The sequence below is a fragment of the Bacillus sp. RIT 809 genome (assembly GCF_016892495.1).
Taxonomy (GTDB): Bacteria; Bacillota; Bacilli; order Bacillales; family Bacillaceae_G; genus Bacillus_A; species Bacillus_A cereus_U.
This window is the reverse complement of sequence record NZ_JAFEMR010000009.1, coordinates 20472-42772: the sequence shown is the minus strand read 5'-3', so window position 1 is coordinate 42772 and position 22301 is coordinate 20472. Positions and strand designations below refer to the sequence as shown.

The following is a 22301-nucleotide window of genomic DNA, read 5'->3' as shown; positions in this document are numbered from 1 at the left end:
TCATACATTTTTTGCAATAAAACTGCATATTGGCCTTCTAACGGGAGGTACATATTATGACATTTTGGCAATTTGCTTTTAAAAATGTAACGCGCAACTCAAGAGCTTATTTTGCCTATTTTTTAAGCAGTTCCTTTTCCATTGCTGTTTTCTTTTCGTTTGCTGTTTATTTATTTCATCCGAAATTACAAAATTTCAGTATGATCTCTGAAATTTCAGGATTAATGATTTTTTCAGAAGTTGTCATTGTACTGTTCTCTTTCTTCTTTTTACTATATTCAATCGGATCGTTTTTAAAAGTTCGTAAAAAACAATTTGGTATTTTAACCGTTTTAGGTATATCGAAAAAGCAATTACATCGTCTCGTTTTTACGGAAAATATGTTAATTGGTATTTTATCTATCTTTTTTGGTATGCAGTTTGGGCTTGTCTTTTCGCAATTTTTCTTATTAGTAACGGCGAAAATTACACACGTACCAGGGATATATTTATATATACCTACGAATGCTTTCATTTTAACAACGATTGTGTTTCTTGGTCTCTTTATCGCTGTATCTGCATTCACACCAATGCTTATTCGAACAAAAAAAGCATTGCACCTTTTAAAAACAAACAATGTAAAACAAAAAGAAAGAAAACCATCCATATTAATTTCTCTGTTTGGTGCTATCTGTTTATTAGGTGGTTATATTTTAGCTGTAAATCCTAAATATTTCTTCTCAGTAAACCCGCAAGTAGGCGTTATATATATGGTTTCAAGTATTTTTGTGATTCCAGCACTTGTTACAATTGGGACATATTTTTTCTTTTCTCAAATTAGTTTCTTACTTATTTATATTTTAAAGAAAAGAAGAAGTTTTTATATGAAACGGATTAATATGCTTTGGATTTCTGATTTAGCAAGTCGTATTCGAACAAATATTAATATGCTTTTTATTGTAGCGATGCTATCTACAGTAGCCTTCACAATGATTACATTTCTATATGGATTTGGAAAGTTTACAAAGCTAGATGTTACGAGAAGTTCACCTTTTCCATTTTCTTATTTTTCATATGACGCAAATCCTTTTGCTAACAAGCATTTAACTTGGCTTGAACAGCAGTTACAAAAAGAAAATTTCTCTTATAAAAAGATAGAAGCTGATTTATATGAAACACCACTGAAAGAAGATGCAGGTATAACGACTTACAATGACGTCTATGCAATGAAACAAAGTGACTATAATAAACTTGCAGCTTCCCTGCGAATGAAACAACTATTCATGAGCGATAACGAAGCATATGTCTTAAGCGGCAGCGCTTATTTCACCTTATTCGGCCAATTTGATCCAAGCTTCAATAGAAAATCCATTACACTTTCTAGCACAAATACGATATTACAAGTAAAGGGCTATGAACAAGCAGGGGCCATTCCATCTAACTTTTCATATCAAACTTTAATTTTACCTGATGTTGTTGTAAACAACTTACCAAGTACAACAAAGCATGTATCAGCGTACAATTATAACGTACAAAACTGGGAAAAGACGTATGAAATTGCTAATGATTTTATGAAAAAAATACAAAAAGATCGACAGGAATTCCAATACGAAGGCCCCCTTATACGCTCCTATGAATCAGCAGACTCATTATATAGAATCACATCAGGAAGTGCTGCATACTTCCTAATCGGGACATTCTTAGGTGTCATTTTCTTTATTGGAGCAGGTAGCGTTCTTTACTTCAGAATGTATACAGATTTAACAAACGAACAAGAAAAATATGTAGCAATTTCAAAAATTGGTGTAACAAATGCAGAGATGAAACGATCTGCAACCATTCAACTTAGCATTTTATTTTTCGTTCCATATGTTATGGCATCCATTCATACAATGTTCGCAACAAAAATGCTTCAAGATGTAATTGATTTATCACTATTCAAAGAAATTTCAGCCGTTCTTATTATTTTTGGCATAGTTGAAATCGTCTTTTTCTTATTCATTCGTTCCTTTTACATGCAAAAGTTATCAGAGTATACGAATGGTTAAGTTTTATGAATATATTAGTACAGGAAAAGGGTATCTCTTATATCCTTTTCCGCTTCACTCTATTAGGAGGTTCAGGTGAATGACATTTTGGCAGTTTGCCTTTAAAAACGTAACACGGAACGCCAGAGCTTATTTCGCCTATTTTGTAAGCAGTGCGTTTTCCATTGCTATTTTTTTCTCATTTGCAGTTTATTTATTTCATCCTAAATTGCATATGACAGACGTGAATTATGCTCTGAACATATTAATGACAATTTCAGAAGTTGTCATTGCGTTTTTTTCATTTTTCTTTTTACTATATTCGATTGGTACGTTTTTAAAAGTACGAAAAAAACAGTTTGGAATTTTAACAGTACTTGGCATCTCTCAACAACAATTAAAAAGGCTCGTCTTTTTAGAAAATATGTTAATTGGTATTCTTTCTATATTTTTTGGCATTCAACTCGGACTTGTCTTTTCACAGTTCTTTTTATTAGTTACCGCCAAAATTACACATGTACCTGGTTTATATTTATATTGGCCGACAAGTGCCATTGTTTTAACGACTATAACCTTTCTCGGTCTCTTTATTCTGGTATCTTCCTTTACACCAATGCTCATCCGTACGAGAAAAGCTGTACGACTTTTAAAATCAGGAAAACAACATAAAGAAAAAAAAGCATCCGTACTCGTTTCTTTATTCGGTGCGATATGTTTAATATCTGGGTATGCGTTAGCCGCAAATCCTCTGTATTTTATGTCGTTAGGTGACATCATTGGGCTTTTGTATGTCGTCTCTAGTATATTTGTCATTCCATCGCTTATTGCAGCCGGAACATACTTCTTCTTCTCACAAATTAGCTTCTTGCTCATTCGCATATTAAAGACAAGAAGAAAATTTTATATGAAACGTATTAATATGCTTTGGATTTCCGATTTAGCAACTCGTATTCGAACGAATATTAACATGCTCTTTATTGTAGCGATGCTATCAACGCTCGCTTTTACAATGATTACATTCTTATATGGGTTCGGGAAATTTACAAAGTTTGAGGAAATTAGGCAAAACCCTTTCCCGTTTACGTATTTATCTCATACTGAAAATACGTTAGCTGATCAACATTTAAACTGGTTAGAGCAAAAATTTAATGAAGAGCACTTTACTTATACAAAATTTAAAACGGATATATATGAAGTATCTTCGGCGGAAGAAAGCCCGCAGCTCTATTATGCCATTAAACAAAGTGACTATAATATACTGGCTAAGGCATTAAATTGGGAAACTCTCACAGTGAATAAAGACGAGTCTTATATCTTAATTAAAGATTTAGATGCTCAAGTCATTGGAACGCTTCATAATAAGGAAAAGAAAAACACTCTTACACTTACTCAAAACTCTTTACAATTGCAGGTGAAAGACTATACAAGTTATAGCCCGTTCCCAATTGGCTTAGTACCTCAATTAATCGTACTATCTGATGAGAATATAGAAGCATTATCATCTATTTCGAAACAAATGAGTGTATATAGCTTCAAAGTTCTGGATTGGGAAAAAGCATATAATATTGGTTCAGCATTTATAACAAAAATCGCTAACGACAATGCGACGATTCAAGCAGAACATCCACCGTTCCACGCAAGTGAAGCAAGTGACTCTTTATACAACACGAAACTAAATGTTGCTTCCTTTTTCTTAATCGGAACTTTCCTTGGCGTTATTTTCTTTATCGGTGCTGGCAGTGTTCTTTACTTCCGAATGTATACAGATTTAACAACTGAGCAAGAAAAGTATATAACGATTACGAAAATCGGCTTAACAGAAGCCGAGATGAAGCGTTCAGCGACAATTCAACTTGCTATCTTATTCTTTGTTCCATACATTATGGCATCGATCCATACGATGTTTGCGACAAAGATGCTACAAGATATATTAAATCTCTCGTTCTTCGCTGAAATTACAGTCGTACTTATGATTTTTGGAACGGTTGAAATTCTCTTTTTCCTTTTAATTCGTTCCTTTTATATGCAAAAATTATCACAACATATTAAGTTTTAAAAATAGAAAGGTGATTATTATGGAAGAAGTATTACACATAAAAAACGTCTCAAAAGTGTATGAAGGAAAAGTCCCTCATACTGCTTTAAAAAATATAAATTTACACGTAGATAAAGGTGAATTCGTTGCAATTATGGGGCCGTCTGGAAGCGGGAAATCTACATTTTTAAACGTTATCTCTACAATTGATTCACCTACTTCTGGTGAAGTCATTATTAATGGAAAACAACCGCACACGTTCCGCAGAGAGAAGCTTGCTATTTTCCGTCGCCAAGAGTTAGGATTTGTTTTCCAAAACTTTAACCTATTAGATACACTAACAATCGGTGAAAATATCGTGCTGCCTTTAACGTTAGATAATGTCCCTTTGAAAGAAATGGACGAGAAGCTCGATAACATTTCAACAAAACTTGGAATTGATCATATTTTGGACAAGCGTATTTTTGAAGTTTCTGGAGGACAAGCACAACGTACCGCAGTAGCACGTGCTGTTATTCATCACCCATCACTTCTACTTGCGGATGAACCGACAGGAAACTTAGATTCGAAAGCGGCAATTGATGTAATGGAATTATTTACGAAATTAAATAAAGAAGAAGATGCAACAATTTTAATGGTTACTCACGATCCGTTTGCAGCAAGTTATTGTAACCGAGTTATTTTCATTAAAGATGGTGGGCTTTACAACGAATTACACCGCGGATTATATCGCGAGAAGTTTTATCAAGAAATATTAGATGTTTTAGCATTATTAGGAGGAAGACGTGGATGACGTTTTGGCAGTTTGCATTTAAAAATGTCTCACGTAATTCTAAAGCATATTTCGCTTATTTTGTAAGCAGTGCGTTTTCCATTATGGTTTTCTTTTCATTTACTGTATACGCATATCATCCGCGATTACAAATTATGAATAAATTACAAGAACGAGATCCACTCATGAACTTAGCTGGCATGGCACAGTTTGTTATCGTTTTGTTCTCGTTCTTCTTTCTCTTATATTCTATCGGAACATTTTTAAATGTACGGAAACAACAATTTGGCATTTTAACTGTTCTCGGTATATCTCAAAAACAATTAAAGCGTCTTTTGTTTACTGAAAACATGATAATCGGAATGCTCGCTATCTTTGCAGGTATTCAAGGCGGTCTTGTATTTTCTAACTTTTTCTTACTCGTTACTTCTAAATTAACAAATGCAAAAGGCCTCTATTTATATTGGCCAACAGAAGCTATTATCGTTACAACAGTAACTTTTATTATTTTATTTTTCATCGTTTCTACATTTACACCGATGTTCATTCGCACTCGGAAAACAACTCGATTAATTAAAAATAATAAAAAGGAAAAAGACGAAAAAAGGCCGTCTATACTCATTTCATTTTTTGCCTTAATTTGTTTAGGGCTGTGCTATTATATCGCCGGTTATCCACAAGGCTACGTAACAGAAAAAAATGCACAAAACGGCTCTGTATACCTTATTATTTTATCTATTTTACCGCTCGTAATAGTCGGCACATATTTATTCTTTTCACAAACATTTCTTCTCCTTATTTTTATTTTAAAAAAGCGGAGAAAGTTTTATATGAAACAAATAAACATGTTATGGATTTCAGATTTAGCTAGCCGTACACGTAGTAATATTAATGTGCTCTTTATCGTTTCTATGTTGTCAGCACTTGCATTTACAATTATTACCGGGTTATTTGCTGCTAATAATAATACGAAAGCATCGATAGTAGAACAATATCCTTTCCCCTTCACATATACGTCCAAAGGTGAAAATCCATTTGAACAAAAGCACATTGCTACAATTGAAACGGAGCTTACAAATGCTAATTTTCAATACAATAAGCATAAGTTTGCAGTATTGCAAGATACCGCTTTAAAAGAAGACATTACTCTTATGAAAATGAGTGACTATAACACACTTGCGAAACAATTAAAGAGACCGGAAATAACCCTTGATTCTACACAAGTTTATATTATTTCTCGGTACTCGCCAGAACTCTTAAATCTTGTATCAAATCCATTTGCAAAACAAAATACAATTACACTCGGATCTAATAAAAAGGAATTTCATATTAAAGGATTTATTAATAAAGGGATCGAACCATCCTTTCTTTTCCCACATATAATTGTTGTACAAGATTATGTATTTGATAATATGATTCCTCATATTGAAACGACCATAGTTTATAACTACTTCGTTGAAAACTGGGAAAATGCAATTGTTCCGACGAAAAATATGTTAAAACATATTAGAAATGATACGGATAGCTTCTATAAGGCATATAAAGATCCAGAATTGGCTCCTAACGCCCCATTTGATATTTATACAGCTGCTGATGATCTAAACTACAGTAAAGGAAATTCAATTGCTACTTTCTTTATTTGGACATTTCTCGGCTTTATTTTCTTTATCGGGGCAGCCAGTGTTTTATACTTCCGTATGTATAACGACTTAACGACTGAAAAACAAAAGTACATTACAATTACAAAACTCGGCTTAACAGAATCAGAAATGTTTCGTTCTGCAACAATTCAATTAGGAATTTTATTTTTCATTCCTTATATCGTTGCTGGTATTCATACAATATTTGCGATTCAGTTTTTACAAAGCATGTTTTCTTTCTCTTTATTAAAAGAATTAGTGATTATACTTACTTTGTTCGGGATTATCGAGATTATTTTCTTCTTCTTAATCCGTTCTCTTTACATCAATAAATTATCACAGCATATTAGAACATGAATAAAATGGCCTTGTGCGTATTGCACAAGGCCATTTTCAATAGTTTTTAATAATTAGCAGTATCCACCATAGCCGCCGCCATAGCCGCCATAGCCACCATAACCGCCGTAACCACAACCACCGCCTCCGCCGAAGCAGCTAGCACCGATAATGATTAATAAAATAAACAATACGATTAGAAGCGCAAAACCGCCTCCGCAGCCACGTCTACGGTCGCAATCATCATGTCTGTGTTCACACTTTTCGCTCATTACTCTATTCCTCCTTTAGTATCATTCATAACAAGTTCAACTTGCTCTAAATGAGGGGATTCCATTTATATTATGTTTTCAGGGCAAATAGGAAGCTTGGCATTCCTAAAAACGGGCTTGTTTTGAGAAATGGGCTAAAAAAAACAGGAAATACCTTTAACAAGGCACCTCCTGTTTTTTTATAAATATGTTCAGTAAAAATATAAAGCAACATGCCATCTCACACAAAAAAAGAGGGAGTACTTCCCCCTCTTCACTTTCTATATATCATAATTAACTACATAATGCTGCATTTCCGTATTGTAGTAGCCTTCACTATATTCAATTACTTCGCCTAATTCATCGTAAGAATAACGCATACGTTTTAATAATGCTGTCTCTTCTTTTTCCCCTAACGCTTCCGCAACGAAGCTAGGTGCAAATCCAACAGCGAATTCATCTCTGAAATTTTCTAAATGTATACCTTGTTCCTCGACTAGATCATAAAGCGATTGCAAATCAAAGTCCGATAAGTCTGTACTTGCCATTCGCGCTGAAAAATAGTGCGTATAATGAATGTACGGGGCATCATTTAAAGCGTATAGACGCTCAATTCGAAAACTCTCTTTACCGAATAATCGAAACGGCACTGTTCCCTCTTCATTATGAACTACTTCTGCCTTTAACAATTTCTTTTGTACTTTATATCCTTCTTCCACTAACACTTCAGTAAATTTTTTACCCTTCGAAAGCTTTGTCGCAGAAGTATTACGGATGACCTTCGTTCCTTTACCGCTTTTCTTTTCTAAATATCCTTCTTGAGCGAGTTCTTTAATCGCATTTCGAACTGTAATTTTGCTCACTTTGAACTCTTCTTCTAATTGTGGTTCAGAAGGAATATTTGTATGAATCGCATAAACGCCCTGTAATATTCGATCACGAATAATATTTTTAATTTGTAAATATAATGGTCCTTTTTTCCTCGTTACGTTCACCGTTACACCCACTACCTTTCTACATCACCTACTGATGCCGTCATTGCCCGAAGTATATCTTTCTCTGATGACATTGGCGTATCACCGACGATTGTATGTGCAAGCATTCCAGCTGCTGACGCAAATGAAACAGCTTTCTCTGGTGCAAACTCTTCTATCTCGCCATGAATAATTCCGCTCGTATAAGCATCTCCAGCACCTATTCTATCATATACAGAAAACGTAAGTGTTTTTGCAAAAGTGAACGTTCCATCTTTACATATGAATCCACGAAGTGAGTGTGTATTATCACTATTAATAGATCGATGAGTACCAGCAATTGTAGCGATATGATATATTTCAGCCACTTTTGGAATAAGGTCAACAAGTTGTGCTTCTCGATCAGTCTCTTCTGTTTTCATTCCGAGAACAAACATCGCATCTTTTTCATTCATCATTACAATATCGGCAAGGCCTAGCATTTCTTCATAATGCGGTTTTGCCTGTTCATACCCATCTTCTCCCCAAAGCGATGGACGATAGTTGCAATCAAAAACAACAGTACCTCCGTTTGCCTTAACTGCTTTCGCTAAAGATTTCATATGATGACGCACAGGATCATTCATCGCAAGTGTAATTCCGCAAAAATGAACGATATCAATCTCCTTGGCGATTTCTTCAAATTGGTACATCTCTTCAGATGCTGTGTTGAAACTACTTTCTAAACGATTGGAATACGTAACGCGGCTTGCACGTGCGCCAAATCCATTTTCTAAAAAGTACATGCCAACATATTTACCGCCTCTTGAAATAAACGGTGCCTGAATACCTAATTTTTGAATGTGCGATACCGCAGCATCTCCAACCGAGTTTTCCGGTAAAGTTGAAACAAGAAACCCTTCATGCCCTAGATGAGAAAGGGCCGCTGCAACGTTCACGCCTGTACCTGAAAAAGAATAATTTAGCGTATTAGCTTGCGACAACAATTCATATCCTGGTACTTGCAGGCGCATCATTACTTCGCCGAACGCTGCAATTTTCTTACGCATATTGATCAACTAACTTCTTCACTACTGCTAATAGTTCGCGTACATCTTCTACTTTCGTATTGCCATTTTCTTTATCAATAATAGAAGAGTACACATGCGGGATAACTTGCTCTACGTTTGCTTCAAGCGCAATACGTACAATTGTTTCAAAGTTTTCTTTATCAATTCCGCCTGTTGGCTCTAATGCGAATCCTTCTTCCGCACAAGCTTTCGCAACTGCGCGATATTCTTCTTCGTGAGCCAAACCTTTCATCGGGAAGTATTTCAATGAATTTCCGCCCATATCACGTACAAGTGCGATCGCTGTTTTAATTGGAACGATTGCCTTTTCTTCTCCAGCTGCACTTATTGGACCAGTAGAAATATTTACGTAACCTACTTTTCCTGTTGGTGATACTAAACTATTAATCCAGCTATCTTTTCCGCCAAGATTTGCGCGCGTTGCCCCAACTGAAGGGAACACTTGGTTAATATGACTACCAGGATAATGCTTCGCAATTTCAGCTACAACCGCCGCTTGACGATTATCTCCAGCACCTAGTCCGATTGATACCGCGTCATCAATTTCTTTTCCGTATGCTTTCATCGCTGTAACTGCTTCTTCTACTGTCGGATAATCTTTTGATAACACGCCGACTACTACATAACCTTCTGCTGCTTCAAAAATGTTTTTCGCATTCTCGATATTGTTCGCTAATACATTTAATGCTACGCGGCCTTTATAAAAACGTTTTTGAATGTTTGTCATTTTAGTTTCCCCCTACAATTTCTCTCATTTTTTCTTCAATCACATGTATATCATCACCTTGAAGTGGACGTGGATCGATATCAAAGAACCCTTGTCTTACTCCGTAATCACGTGTGTAAATTGCGATTTCCCCTTCGCGTAACGCGGTCACAACATCTTTTGCAGTTTTATTTAATTCGTTCTCGTTAATATGAATACGCGCTCTAAAGATCGATCTTCCAGCTTCATCTTGAACGATTGTTACATTTACACCGTTTAACTCTTTCAGCGGCATAAGTACTTGCAACAATTCTTTTTCTTGTTCACTCTTATCTTCTTTCACTCCGTATTCATCAAGCGCTTGAAGTAAGCCAAAAGTCGTCTCTTTCCCAACTTTCATACTTCTTCCAATGCAATGTAATTGCACCTTTAGCCATTCAATATATTTTCGTTTACCGCCAACAATACCAGAAGTAGGTCCTTCAATCGCCTTTGAACCGCTATAAATTGCTAGATCTGAATACTTCACATATTTTTGAATGTCTTCTTCAGCTGCCGCATCAACGATAAGTGGTACATTATTTCGCTGTGCAACTTCCCATGCTTCTTCAACAGAAATCATATTTTTTTGCACTGCATGATGGGATTTTACATACAGAATAGCTGCTGTATTTTCACCAATCGCATCTTCAATATGCTCTGCTTTCCCTTCATTTGCGTAACCTACTTCAACGAGCTTACCGCCGCCTAAATAAATCATCGTTTCAACAGGAGCACCGTATTGAACGTTATGACCTTTCAGCATGATCACTTCATTTTTCGCAATAACCTCTTGATGAAGCCGTTCACTTTTACGACGATTTCCTCCTGTCACAATACCAGCGATAGAAAGCGCAATTCCGCTCGATGCTGAGTTCACAACAACTGCTGCCTCTGAATCTAGAATGCTAGCAATATGGTCTCCCGCTTTATCTACTAAATCTGCAATCTCTACATAATTTTGTCCACCATGTTTCATCGCATCCATGACTGTATTTGTCGGAGCCGATACACCTAAAATACTCATTCTACCGCTCGCATTAATAACTCTTTTTAATCCATACTTAGCATTCAATGAATGACCCATTGATTACAACCCCTTTCGTATCAATTCTTCTTTCAGCAATGCGCTGATCCCCTTCTGAATCAATTAACATAATCGGTTCATCTTTAACCGTAAACAAAGTTAAGTTCGCAATATCCCCTTCTTGAATGCGGCCAAGCTCTGGTTTCTTAAGCCATTCTGCTGCATTTTTCGTAACCGCATCAATCACTTCTTCGAGCGTGTAACCTAAGTAAAGGAATTTCGAAAGAACGTTAGCCATACTATAAACTGGACCGTGTACACGATTCTTCCAGTAAATATCTGTACTAATTGTATTAAGCGCAATGCCGTGACGCTTCGCTGCTTCTGCTACTTTAAAAGAAAAGCTAGCATTACCATGCCCAACATCTAAATGTACACCGCGTTTCACTGCATCTAACAACACAGGTAGCGGTTTTCCTTCTTCATCAAATAAATTATTTTCTTTCCCGTTTAAGTAATGTGTAATGACATCATCTTTTTCTAAAAGAGGTACAACTTCCTCTATACGTGGAGGCGCTGAACCGATATGTACCATAATCGGTAATGATGTTTCACGAGATAAAGAGCGCGCCACGTGCAGCGGTTCAATTCCGCTATCACAAACGACACTTTTACTCATTCTCGCTTTTAACCCAACGATTACATCTTTATACTTTTCTACTGCTTCTATTACTTTCTCTTTATCTATCCATTCCATATTGGATAATTCATCAATTCGTTTCAAACCGATGCGAGAAATATTTAAAAAGGCAAATAAATTCGTTTTTGCCTGTTCTCTACTTAATACTAAATCTGCAATACGATCAGCCCCGCAGCTTCCCGCATCAACAATTGTCGTTACCCCTTGCTTAACGCCAATTTCATCCACCTCATCGCCATACGGATCAAACTCTGGAAAAGCATGAACGTGCAAATCAATCCAGCCACTCGATACGTAAGTACCCGAGTAATCAAGAACCTTTCCACCTTCGCCAAAACCCGCTTTCGTCACCTGTGCGATTTTATTATTATCAATTACAATGTCAACCTCTTCCCCGTTCACACGTTTCACATTACGTAGCACGAATCGTTCTGTCATTGTATTTCCACCCTTTTCTATAAGAAGCCATAAGAATACGCTTACATTAAAGTTTCATTTTTATATCTCTTTCACATATTTAGAGTATCACGAAAAAAACGAAAAGTAAATATAACGTTATAATGTTTAATTATGTATTGCCTCCTTCTCTATTATGAATTTGAAATAAAGTTTTACCGCTAGCCCATTTTGTAGAAAAACACTTACTACGAAAATTAGGGATTTCTGTTAAAGACGATTGTTAAGAAACATACTTAAATTAACGGGGCAGAATAACCAAAGCTGATTATAAATTACAAGGAGCACCTTGATGGGAGTTTCCATTAAATATTAGGACAACCTATAAGTAGGAGGGATGTTCTTGGGATTTCGGATTTTATTATTTATAATCTTAATCAGTTTTCAATTATCAACGATCGTCAGTGCAGAGACCCCACTAACAGCTGCCTTTATCCGTGACCATCAGCTATGGATTAAAAAGGGTGCTAAAGAAATACAAATCACAAAGAATCAATATGTGTATTCTCCAAAATGGTCTTATGATGGTAGATTTATTGGTTATATTGATAGTGATGAAAAGGGTGAAAAATCTAACCTATTCATTTATGATACTAAGGAGAAAATAAACTATCAGCCTTACGTAAGGGTCGTAACATCTGACTTTAAGTGGTCACCGAACAAGAATCAATTGGCCTACACTGACCAAGGTTTATTAAACGTTACAAAAATAAAAAATGGTCGCCCGCAAGGTTTTGAAAATGTATCACTTGGGGTTAGTGATTTCGAATGGTTTCCGAACGGAAAGGAATTTATCGTTTCCTCACACTCCAGCTTGCGTCCTACTGGATGGGGCCCAATCCCACTTTATAGAATTCCAGTAGATGCAAATCTTGCTAAAGATAAAATAAAACCTTTTTATACCATTCGAACAAATGAAACTGATTTATTTGCGATTGGTACTAACTATTTTAAGTGGAGTTCTGATGGAAAGTGGGTTAGTTTTTTAGCCATCCCTACTGCTTCCTGGGCAATGGATAGCAATACGTTATGTGTCATATCATCAAAAGGGGCACACTTTCAAGTTATAGGTAAAATGCTAGGGTTCAAAGACTGGATGAAGTGGGCTCCATCAGCCAATCAACTGGCCTATATTTCAGGAGAAGGAAGATTTTTTGTTGAAAATAAGAAAACCACAGTTGCAGATATACTGACATCAAAGCAACAAAAGGAATACACACCTGTAGGTTATGTAGACCTTGATTTGGAATGGTTCTCACCAGACAAAGTGATTGTGGCTCGTGCAAAGGAGAACAAAGAATGGACGGAAGGGCCTGTTCCGCCGATGATCACAACGCTTTATATTATTAATATAAAAACAGAAGAACAGAAACAAATCTCGTTCCCAAAAAAGAATGAACTTGATGAAGATCCTCAAGTTGTTGGATCTTATCTTACTTGGTTTCGTAAGAAGACAAATGTATATAAAGGTGATGTCTGGGTGAAGGATGGTTTACATGGTCAAGAATATATATGGCTGAAGAATATTGATGAGGCTCCAACCTTTTTTACTCTGAATGAAAGCCGTTGAGAAGATGTTAATTAAAATATTCTTCATATAAAGATTACTTTTTCTATTATTAAAAATTGTACCTGTTCCTCTAGTTTGATTCTCCCATTACAAAACGTTATCATGGGAGAATCAAACTTTACTTCAAAGAAACACCTATTCCTGAACCGTCACAATAACCCCGTCCATATTGTTCCCCGAAATTTCATACTGCTTATTCACCGGAACATTCACGTTCATACGATCTGAAACTTTATAATAAGAAACCGTATATTTCTTACCTTCCACATCCGTTGAGATCTCTTTTTTCTCTTTTAGAAAGTCCAAGTATTCCTCTAATGTAATTTTCTCTTTTTGCATAATCGCACTATGAGGTAAGCCTACATAGCGTATATGCCATGGCTCATATTGAATACCCGTAATATTACTTTTATTTTTCGGATAACGTAAAACAAATCCATATTTCCAGACGTTCTCTTCAATCCATTTTCCTTCAGGAGCCTTCTCCATTTTCTTCTGAGTGGACCCAACGTCCAGTGATAATCCTAAATTATGTTCACTGTATCCTGCTGGAAGTGCATAATCGGATCCCATTTCTTTATATAATTTACTTTGTTCTTTAAAATCTCGATACCCGCTACTCATTAAGAAATGCTGTACTCCATCTTTGCCAGCTGCATCGACAACGTTTAAAAACTTTTTTACAATATCCTTTGATAAACGAAGATTTCTATCAAATACCACATAACCTCTTACTAATTCACTATTGTGATTTACATTTATAATGTCGGACCTAATGCTATCTTTTTTAACTGGGTAATCTTTATTAACTAATAATAGATTTCCCTTATAAATCTCTTCTTTTGTAACCTCTACCTTTTCAATATTCGCCGATTTTACCTTATTATCTTTTTCTGCAATTTTAACATCGATATCCTTTTGAAATAATGGTGATATATAAAAGCCTACACAGACTGTACATAATATAAAAAGAGAAATAAATACCCACTTTTTCATTTCTAGTTCCTCCTTAACGTAACTTACGTATAGAATAGAAAAAACTATTAAAATAAAAAGTGGGGTAAAGTTTAAATTTTTATTAAATCGCCTGATTCTCTTCTTTTGGTAATCTCACTTCAAATATCGTTCTAATTACATTACTTTCAGCAGAAATGGTACCGTTATGCTGCTCGACAATATTTTTCGCAATAAATAACCCAAGGCCTGTACTACCTTGCTGCTCTGATCTTGCCTTATCACCTGTATAAAACATATCAAAAAGATACGGTAAATCTTCTTCTGGAATGCTATCTCCGTAATTTATAATTTGTACAACTACCTCTTCACGATCAATATATCCGTTCACATCAACAAACTTTCCATCATACCCATAGCGAATTGCATTCGTTAAAAGATTTTCAAATACTCGTGCTAATAATTTTCCGTCACCATTAATAGGTAAATGCGGATTCATATTCAATCTCGCCTCTAAATCCTTTTTTTCTAATAACGGATACAATTCTTCCTCTAACTGTATAAGTAATTCACTTATATCAATTGGTCTTTTTTCCAGCTGCAACATGCCATAATTCATTCTCGTTATTTCAAATAATTCATCAAGTAAGCTTTCAAGCCTTTCCGATTTCGTAAAAGCAATTGTGGAAAAATGTTTAATTTGTTCTTTCGTCAAATTCTCATCTTTAAGAATTAAATCTAAATAACCTAAAACAGATGTTAACGGCGTTCTTAAATCGTGAGCTAAGTTAACAATGAGCTGGTCTTTACTACTTTCTGCAAAGTCTCCTCGTTCTACTGCTTCCTTTAATTTTTCACTCGCTACATTTATTTCACGTGCGATATATCCAAACTCATCATTTGATGACACTCGCACTTCATTTGAAAAATTTCCGTTCGCCAAATGATGAATCCCGCTTGAAATCTCATCAAAATATTTTAAATACGGTCTAGTAAGGAAGAAGAAAAACATAATGGATAGCGGGATGAAAATAATTAAAAAGAAATTAACATCCCCAATTTGTCTTACCATTGAACGGAATTGGGCTAATGGATCTTCAAAACGAACAACTAATTTATAATAAATCCGTAATCCTTCATAAATGATATACGTTACGCCACCAGCAAATATCATACTTAACGCAAATAGCATAACCATCTTCGAGCGAAAGCTTCTCATCTTTTTAGCCATTGAAAGTATACCGATACGATAAACTTAACTAAATCTATACAATTCAATCAAATTTACACAAGTTAGTGCTTCATCGTGTTCTCGCAACCCCGAAGGGACGAGGGGTATAACACTCCACACGAGGCAGTATCGTTACCTCCTATTATCAAGCATTTATTTTACCCATCTTGATAAATTTATCGAAGCATTTACATCCCTATCGTGATGGCTATTGCACCCAACACAACACCACTCACGTATTTTTAAACTCCACTGTCCTTCTGGTTGAACTGAATGGTCGTATTTTACTCCGCAACATGAGCAAATCTTGCTTGAGGCGAACCATTTATCAGCTTTTACATACTCAATGCCATACTTCTCGCACTTGTATGATAAACATTGAAAGAAGAAGTGTAATTTTTGAAATGAAAATGCTTTCGATAGTTTTTTGTTTTTTAACAGGTTTGAGATAGGTAAGTCTTCCACAACAATCCTCATTGGTTTGGTTTTCACCAATTTAGCTGTTGCTTGATGGATATGGTTATTTCGGATATTCGTAATTTTCCTAGATAACCGCAGGTGCTCAGTTTTAGCTTTTTCATATCCGGCAGACTGAATTTTTACACCTTTTTTAAATCTCCTAGACATATCTCTTTGCGCTGACTTTTTCCTTTTCAAAAGTTTTTTAACCTTAGCATCTTTGTTTATATTTCGTTCTTTCGTACCATTAGAAGCTACAAACAGCTCTTTTAAACCAACATCCACACCAACCGACTCATTGGTTAGTTCTTGGGATTCAAAATCTTCTTGGAACCCTACACTAATCCACCAGTGACGACCATCAAAGGTAACTCTTGGATTGAATGACTTTTTGTTTCTTGGTAGTTGTTGGCTCGTTTTCACTTCTCCAATAGACTGAATATGAACTACTTTCTTTCCTATAATCAGCCTTTCATAATTAGCATAAAATCCTTGGATTAAATCTTTTTTTGATTTATAAGAAGTGTGATAACCATTTTTGTACTTTTTGAACGAATTTTTTCGCGCCTTGTCAAAATCCTTTGAAGCCTGTTTAGGAACTTGTGCGTTGATGTCATGTAACCACTCATATCGCTTTCGCTTCTTGATCTTTGTAAATCGTTTCTGTAAAGCTAACTGTGAAACAGATTTTCCAAATAGCTTATAGTATCTATCACTCATTCTTTTACAATAGTTATAAGCAAATCTTGCAGCACCAGCATGGTTTCTAAGCACTTTTTCTTGTTCAGGCGTTGGAATCAGTCTGACTTTCTTCGCCAATATCATCAGAATTTAACTCCTTTAATGAAAGATTTGTTCTTCTGAATAGTAGCGTGTTCCACCAGCATTCTCCTAAGACTACTCGGATGCAAACCTGTTAATTCTGATACTTGACTAACTCGTGAAAATTTCATTATTATTCTCACCTCATTGAATCTAACATAGCACGTACGTTCGATGAATTCAATAAAGTTTGATAGATTCAATAAAATTTATCTTGTTCAACTAAGGGCGCAATTCCTTAGCCAGTTCTCTTATGAACTTCTCATGTTTTCACATGAGCGCAGACTATATGTTTATCTACTTAAAGATAGAGGATTTTTCCACCACCATAGGCTTGTGATGTACTCTCGTCAGTTATACGAGATAGTCGTTGAACGTTCATCTTATCCATTTTGACTTAGATGATTCGAGGCGGAAGACCCATTGTTCTAGTGTTTAGGATTTAACCTTGCACCATCTGATTGATTTTTTCTGCTTTCGCGACATTCACGCTCACCATTTCTGGCCACGTTGTAGTTCAATCAGCTTTAGGGATTGCCCGCAGTTAACCCTCACTACTAGCCAATCACTTGACTAGCAGGGCTTACTGATATATTTAATTAACTTTAGTTATAATTGGTTAAATAAATCGTAACAGTTAGTTACCCTACTCCCCACACTGTTTTTATTAACTTATTCTTTCTTTTATCTTCTCCAAGTTTTTTCCGCAACGTACGGATATGTACCATAACTGTATTTCCACTCTCGTAATACCCTTCAGCCCATACTTGCTGAAATATATTTTCCACACTGTACACTTTCTTCGGGTGACTTGCTAATACATATAAAATATCAAATTCTTTTGGTGTTAATTCAATTGGCTCTCCGTACACATTTACTGTTCTTCGCTCAGGATCAATAGCGACTCCGCCAATTTCTAAAGCAGATTTATTCTCCGCTACTTTCGGTTGATTTAACGTAAGAAATCGGCGTAATTGTGCATTTACACGTGCGACTAATTCAATCGGTGTGAAAGGCTTCGTCATATAATCATCTGCGCCTAGCACAAGACCTGTCACCTTATCAAAATCAGATGTTTTCGCACTTAAGAAAATGATTGGCATGTGGTGCTTGCCGCGAATCTGCCTCGTCACTTCATATCCATCCATTTTCGGCATCATAATATCTAAAACCACTAAGTCGATTGGTTGAGTTTGAATAATATGCATGGCTTCTTCTCCATCAGCTGCTTTAACGACGTGGTAACCCTCTTTTTCTAAATGTATCTCAATTAAATCAGCAATTTCAGCTTCATCATCAGCTATTAAAATTGAAATGTGCTTCATTTTAGTCCCCCTACCTCATTCCGTTTTCATAAGCTCGATTGTAAACTAGTCTATCCAATTTGTACAATACGAAAAGGCTACCCGTAAGAGTAACCTTTTCGTATTTTTTTATAAAATAGTGCATCGCGTATTGGTGAATGAAATTATATCGGCGATTTTCCAAATATATCGACCACAACTTGAATTATATCGGCGATTTTTCAATTATATCGACCGTAACTCGAATTATATCAGCGATTATTGAATTATATCGACTTACCGACAATTAACGACAAAATCCTCCCGCTATTTGCGGGCATCCTGATTAAAGGTTCAATTTACCTCTCCAAAATAATCCGCTGCTTCGTGATTTCCGCCAATCTTCCGCGGTCTACTTCATACTCAGCATCAACGCTTTGCGGTACCACTACTTTTCCGCCCTCAAGCATCACTTCCGGTGAAATAATATCTTTCTCCCAATGTCTGCTAGAAGCAGATATATCTCCAGGAATCGTAAAGTTCGGCAATGAAGCAAGCGCAACGTTTTGCGCTCGTGAAATCCCCATTTCCACCATACCGCCGCACCAAACCGAGATATTATGCTCCATACAATAATTATGGATTTGAATGGATTCTGTTAATCCGCCCACTCGCCCCGGTTTAATATTAACGATTTGGCAACTACCAAGTGTAATCGCAACACGTGCGTCTTCTAAACTATGGATGCTTTCATCTAGACAAATCGGCGTTTCAATCTTCTTTTGCAGTTGTGCATGATCAAGAAAATCATAATCCGCTAACGGTTGTTCAATCATCATCAATTGAAATTCATCTAGTCGTTTCAACTTCTCTGTATCCGCTAATGTATAAGCTGAATTCGCATCAGCCATTAACGGGATGTTCGGAAACTCTTTACGAATTTCTTTCAGTAATTCGTAATCATGTTCTGGCTTTATTTTCACTTTAAAGCGCTCGTATCCTTCTTCCGCGTACTTCTCGATTTGTTTTAACATAACCGGAATCGTATTGATCCCAATCACAACGCCGACTTCAATTTCAGTCCTAGTTCCACCAAGTAATGTCGCTAACGACTGCTTTTGGCGCTTCGCATATAAATCCCAAACAGCACCTTCAATTCCGGCCTTTGCCATTCGGTTTCTCTTTATATGTTGGAACAAAGACGGTACTTCATTCGGATGAGGGATTTCAGCTTTCAATAAATCTGGTAATAAAAAATCCTGAAGTACATGTAGCGCTGTCTTCACCGTTTCTTCCGTATACCAAGGCTCAGAAAACGCAACGACTTCCCCAAAACCAACATATCCATCCGTATCTTCTAATTCAATGACGATACTTTCACGTTTTTCGTAAGTTCCGTAACTTGCGGCAAATGGGATAACGAGCGGCATTTCCGTTATATAAAGTGTTGCCTTTTTTATTTCCACCTACATCTCCTCCACTAATTGTCTTAACTCTCGTCTTAACAATTTCTTCGAAGCATTTCGTGGTAATTCCTCTAAGAAACATGCTTTCTTTGGCACTTTATATTTCGCTAATTTCTCTTCGCAAAAACGAAGAATTTCTTCTTCTGTTACCGCCCCGCTTTTTACAACAAAAGCAGCTGGTACTTGGCCCCAACTTTCGTCAGCCATACCGACAACACCCGCTTCCACTACCGCTGGATGAGAGAGCAATACTTCTTCAATTTGAGCTGGATATATATTTTCCCCACCAGAAATAATTAAATCACTGCGGCGATCTAATACGTATAAAAATCCTTTCTCATCTAAATAACCGAGGTCACCAGTATGAAGCCAGCCATTTCTGATCGCCTCACGCGTCGCATCTTCACGGTTAAAGTAGCCACCTGTTACGTTCGGTCCTTTTACAACAATTTCACCTTCAGCACGGGGCGGCACTACTACGCCGTCTTTTTCAATACGAAGTTGGCATTGAAATAGAGGTTTTCCAGCTGATCCTACTTTCGTTAACATATAATCTGCTGATAACGTACAAATTTGCGACGACGTTTCTGTCATACCGTACGTTTGATACACAGGAATTCCTTTTTCCACACACGTTTCTAATAACGGCTTCGGCGCTGGTCCTCCGCCAAGTAACATGCATCGTAAAGAAGATGGATATGTTCCTTCTCCAAGTCGTTCTAATAAATCTGTTAACATTTTAAAAACGACAGAAATAATCGTAACGCCTCTCGTTTGAAGTGCTTCATGAATGAAATTAGCATCATATTTCGGAACGAGTAAAATGCGCATACCATACATAATATTTTTCATTAAAAGAGATAGCCCCCCAACATGGAACATTGGCATACATGCTAACCAACAATCATCTTCACGAAGCCCTAAATTAAGCGCGGAACCGACTGCACTTGCCCAGTGGTTACCGTACGTTAAAATAACGCCTTTCGGTTTCCCTGTCGTCCCTGACGTATAAATAATTGTCATCGCTTCTTCTAAAGAGAATTCTTCTTGTATAGATGCTTTCGCCTTCGGTCCATTCATCACTTCAGCAAATGAATATACGGGAACATCCTTAGCCCCAAAATCTTGATCCGTCACTAAACAAACAACTTCAGCATCATCCATTTGCCAAAGTAGCTCTTCTCTTGAAAGACGCGTATTTAAAAGCACAGCTACTGCACCTACGTAAGATAAGGCGTGAATAACTGTAATCATCTCCATACCATTTTTCATCAGAACAGCCACCTTTTGCGCCCGCTTCACTCCTACATGTGAAAGTTGTTCACAAACAGATACTACTTTTTCATGCAGCTGCATAAAAGTAACCTTTTCATCCTCTATTTCAATTGCAGTGCGATCTGGTGTTAAAAATGCACGTTGCATTAACCAATTCGGCATCGTCTCCATTATTCATTCTCCTTTCATGAAAGAAAGAGACTTGATGTGACATCAAGTCTCTTAGTTGTTTTGTTTCCGGTTTGATCTCATCTAGCTGCAGCAGCTAGAACAGTCGGTCGTTTCACGCCTTCCTACGAGGCAAAAAGCGCCTCTTTGTCAGGAGTTCCAACGCCCTCTTGTTCTAAGCGAGCCGCTTCCGCTTTTGGTTTGATCACGGGAAACGAGGGAATTGACCGAAGTCCGGGCTGCGTTTTTCTTTGAACGCGTCGCGGCCTTCTTTTGCTTCGTCAGTTGTGTAGTACAATAACGTTGCGTCTCCAGCTAGTTGTTGTATACCAGCTAAACCGTCTGTGTCTGCGTTGAATGCAGCTTTTAGGAAACGAAGTGCCATTGGGCTGTTTGCTAAAATTTCTTGTGACCATTGTACTGTTTCTGCTTCAAGTTGCTCTAATGGTACAACTGTGTTTACTAAGCCCATATCAAGCGCTTCTTGTGCACTATATTGACGGCATAGGTACCAAATTTCACGAGCTTTCTTATGGCCTACCATACGAGCTAAATAACCAGCTCCGTATCCACCGTCAAAGCTTCCTACTTTAGGACCTGTTTGTCCGAATACAGCGTTGTCTGCAGCGATTGTTAAGTCACATACGATATGAAGTACGTGTCCACCACCGATTGCATAACCTGCTACCATTGCGATAACTGGTTTAGGGATTGCGCGAATTAGACGTTGTAAGTCCAATACGTTTAAACGTGGGATTTGGTCGTCACCTACATAGCCACCATGACCGCGAACTTTTTGGTCGCCGCCAGAACAGAATGCACGTCCACCTTCACCTGTTAAAATGATAACGCCAACATTTGCATCATCACGAGCGTGCGCAAAAGCATTGATTAACTCCATTACCGTTTTAGGACGGAATGCATTATGTACTTCAGGGCGGTTAATCGAAATCTTTGCGATGCCATTGTATGTTGAATAAATAATATCTTCGTAATTGCCTTCTTTTACCCATTCAATAGTCATTACTATTACCTCCTTTTATATTTCTGATCTCCTCTAT

The 22301-nt window shown here is 36.7% G+C and carries 18 protein-coding genes; 5 read left to right on the top strand and 13 right to left on the bottom strand.

The window, feature by feature from the left end:
• Nucleotides 1–56 precede the first annotated feature (56 nt).
• The 4 genes from JTF23_RS11635 to JTF23_RS11620 all read left to right on the top strand — a co-directional run bounded on the left by JTF23_RS11635 (nt 57) and on the right by JTF23_RS11620 (nt 6810).
• Nucleotides 57–2027, top strand: coding sequence for an FtsX-like permease family protein (locus JTF23_RS11635; protein ID WP_204208804.1), 1971 nt, complete (start codon nt 57–59; stop codon nt 2025–2027).
• Between the two features lie 79 nt (nt 2028–2106).
• On the top strand, nt 2107–4062 hold the full coding sequence (locus JTF23_RS11630; RefSeq protein ID WP_204208803.1) for an FtsX-like permease family protein: 1956 nt from the start codon (nt 2107–2109) through the stop codon (nt 4060–4062).
• A 19-nt stretch (nt 4063–4081) separates the two neighbouring features.
• The gene (locus JTF23_RS11625; protein WP_002112520.1) at nt 4082–4834 is read left to right on the top strand and encodes an ABC transporter ATP-binding protein; all 753 of its coding nucleotides are present in this window, start codon (nt 4082–4084) and stop codon (nt 4832–4834) included.
• A complete protein-coding gene (locus tag JTF23_RS11620) occupies nt 4831–6810 on the top strand; it encodes an FtsX-like permease family protein (protein WP_204208802.1) in 1980 nt (659 codons plus the stop codon). The genes JTF23_RS11625 and JTF23_RS11620 overlap by 4 nt, the downstream gene beginning before the upstream one ends.
• Nucleotides 6811–6863: 53 nt before the next feature.
• On the opposite strand, the gene JTF23_RS28320 is transcribed toward JTF23_RS11620, so the two are convergent.
• The 6 genes from JTF23_RS28320 to JTF23_RS11590 form a co-directional block, all read right to left on the bottom strand.
• Nucleotides 6864–7061 carry a YjcZ family sporulation protein gene (locus JTF23_RS28320; protein WP_204208801.1) on the bottom strand — a complete coding sequence of 66 codons (198 nt, stop codon included), beginning with the start codon at nt 7059–7061 and terminating at the stop codon, nt 6864–6866.
• Nucleotides 7062–7321: 260 nt separating this feature from the next.
• Nucleotides 7322–8047, bottom strand: a complete 726-nt coding sequence (locus JTF23_RS11610; protein WP_204208800.1) for a GntR family transcriptional regulator — start codon at nt 8045–8047, stop codon at nt 7322–7324.
• Nucleotides 8047–9063, bottom strand: a complete 1017-nt coding sequence (locus tag JTF23_RS11605; RefSeq protein ID WP_204208799.1) for a sugar kinase — start codon at nt 9061–9063, stop codon at nt 8047–8049. The genes JTF23_RS11610 and JTF23_RS11605 overlap by 1 nt, the downstream gene beginning before the upstream one ends.
• Nucleotides 9056–9811, bottom strand: a complete 756-nt coding sequence (dagF, locus tag JTF23_RS11600; RefSeq protein ID WP_002160070.1) for a 2-dehydro-3-deoxy-phosphogluconate aldolase — start codon at nt 9809–9811, stop codon at nt 9056–9058. The genes JTF23_RS11605 and dagF overlap by 8 nt, the downstream gene beginning before the upstream one ends.
• A gap of 1 nt (nt 9812) precedes the next feature.
• Entirely contained in the window at nt 9813–10916 is a 1104-nt protein-coding gene (locus JTF23_RS11595) for a DgaE family pyridoxal phosphate-dependent ammonia lyase (RefSeq protein WP_002112526.1), read from the bottom strand.
• Complete coding sequence (locus JTF23_RS11590) at nt 10894–11994, bottom strand: amidohydrolase/deacetylase family metallohydrolase (RefSeq protein WP_204208798.1); 1101 nt, start codon at nt 11992–11994, stop codon at nt 10894–10896. Before JTF23_RS11590 ends, JTF23_RS11595 begins: the two co-directional genes overlap by 23 nt.
• A gap of 361 nt (nt 11995–12355) precedes the next feature.
• On the opposite strand from JTF23_RS11590, the gene JTF23_RS11585 reads away from it, so the two are divergent.
• Nucleotides 12356–13582: a translocation protein TolB gene (locus JTF23_RS11585; RefSeq protein ID WP_204208797.1), complete on the top strand. Its 1227-nt coding sequence runs from the start codon at nt 12356–12358 to the stop codon at nt 13580–13582.
• Nucleotides 13583–13717: 135 nt separating this feature from the next.
• Here JTF23_RS11585 and JTF23_RS11580 read toward each other — a convergent pair whose 3' ends face one another.
• From JTF23_RS11580 to menB, 7 genes are all read right to left on the bottom strand, one after another.
• Nucleotides 13718–14578, bottom strand: coding sequence for a D-Ala-D-Ala carboxypeptidase VanY (locus tag JTF23_RS11580; protein WP_002160065.1), 861 nt, complete (start codon nt 14576–14578; stop codon nt 13718–13720).
• An 82-nt stretch (nt 14579–14660) separates the two neighbouring features.
• Nucleotides 14661–15767, bottom strand: a complete 1107-nt coding sequence (locus JTF23_RS11575) for a HAMP domain-containing sensor histidine kinase (RefSeq protein WP_204208796.1) — start codon at nt 15765–15767, stop codon at nt 14661–14663.
• 153 nt (nt 15768–15920) lie between these two features.
• Nucleotides 15921–17051, bottom strand: coding sequence for an RNA-guided endonuclease InsQ/TnpB family protein (locus JTF23_RS11570; protein WP_204208795.1), 1131 nt, complete (start codon nt 17049–17051; stop codon nt 15921–15923).
• A 638-nt stretch (nt 17052–17689) separates the two neighbouring features.
• Nucleotides 17690–18373 (bottom strand): response regulator transcription factor, encoded by a 684-nt coding sequence (locus JTF23_RS11565; protein ID WP_204208794.1) that lies wholly within the window; start codon nt 18371–18373, stop codon nt 17690–17692.
• A 317-nt stretch (nt 18374–18690) separates the two neighbouring features.
• A complete protein-coding gene (gene menC / locus JTF23_RS11560; RefSeq protein WP_204208793.1) occupies nt 18691–19797 on the bottom strand; it encodes an o-succinylbenzoate synthase in 1107 nt (368 codons plus the stop codon).
• A complete protein-coding gene (locus tag JTF23_RS11555; protein ID WP_204208792.1) occupies nt 19798–21243 on the bottom strand; it encodes an o-succinylbenzoate--CoA ligase in 1446 nt (481 codons plus the stop codon).
• 202 nt (nt 21244–21445) lie between these two features.
• On the bottom strand, nt 21446–22264 hold the full coding sequence (gene menB / locus JTF23_RS11550) for a 1,4-dihydroxy-2-naphthoyl-CoA synthase (protein ID WP_204208791.1): 819 nt from the start codon (nt 22262–22264) through the stop codon (nt 21446–21448).
• Nucleotides 22265–22301: the final 37 nt, after the last annotated feature.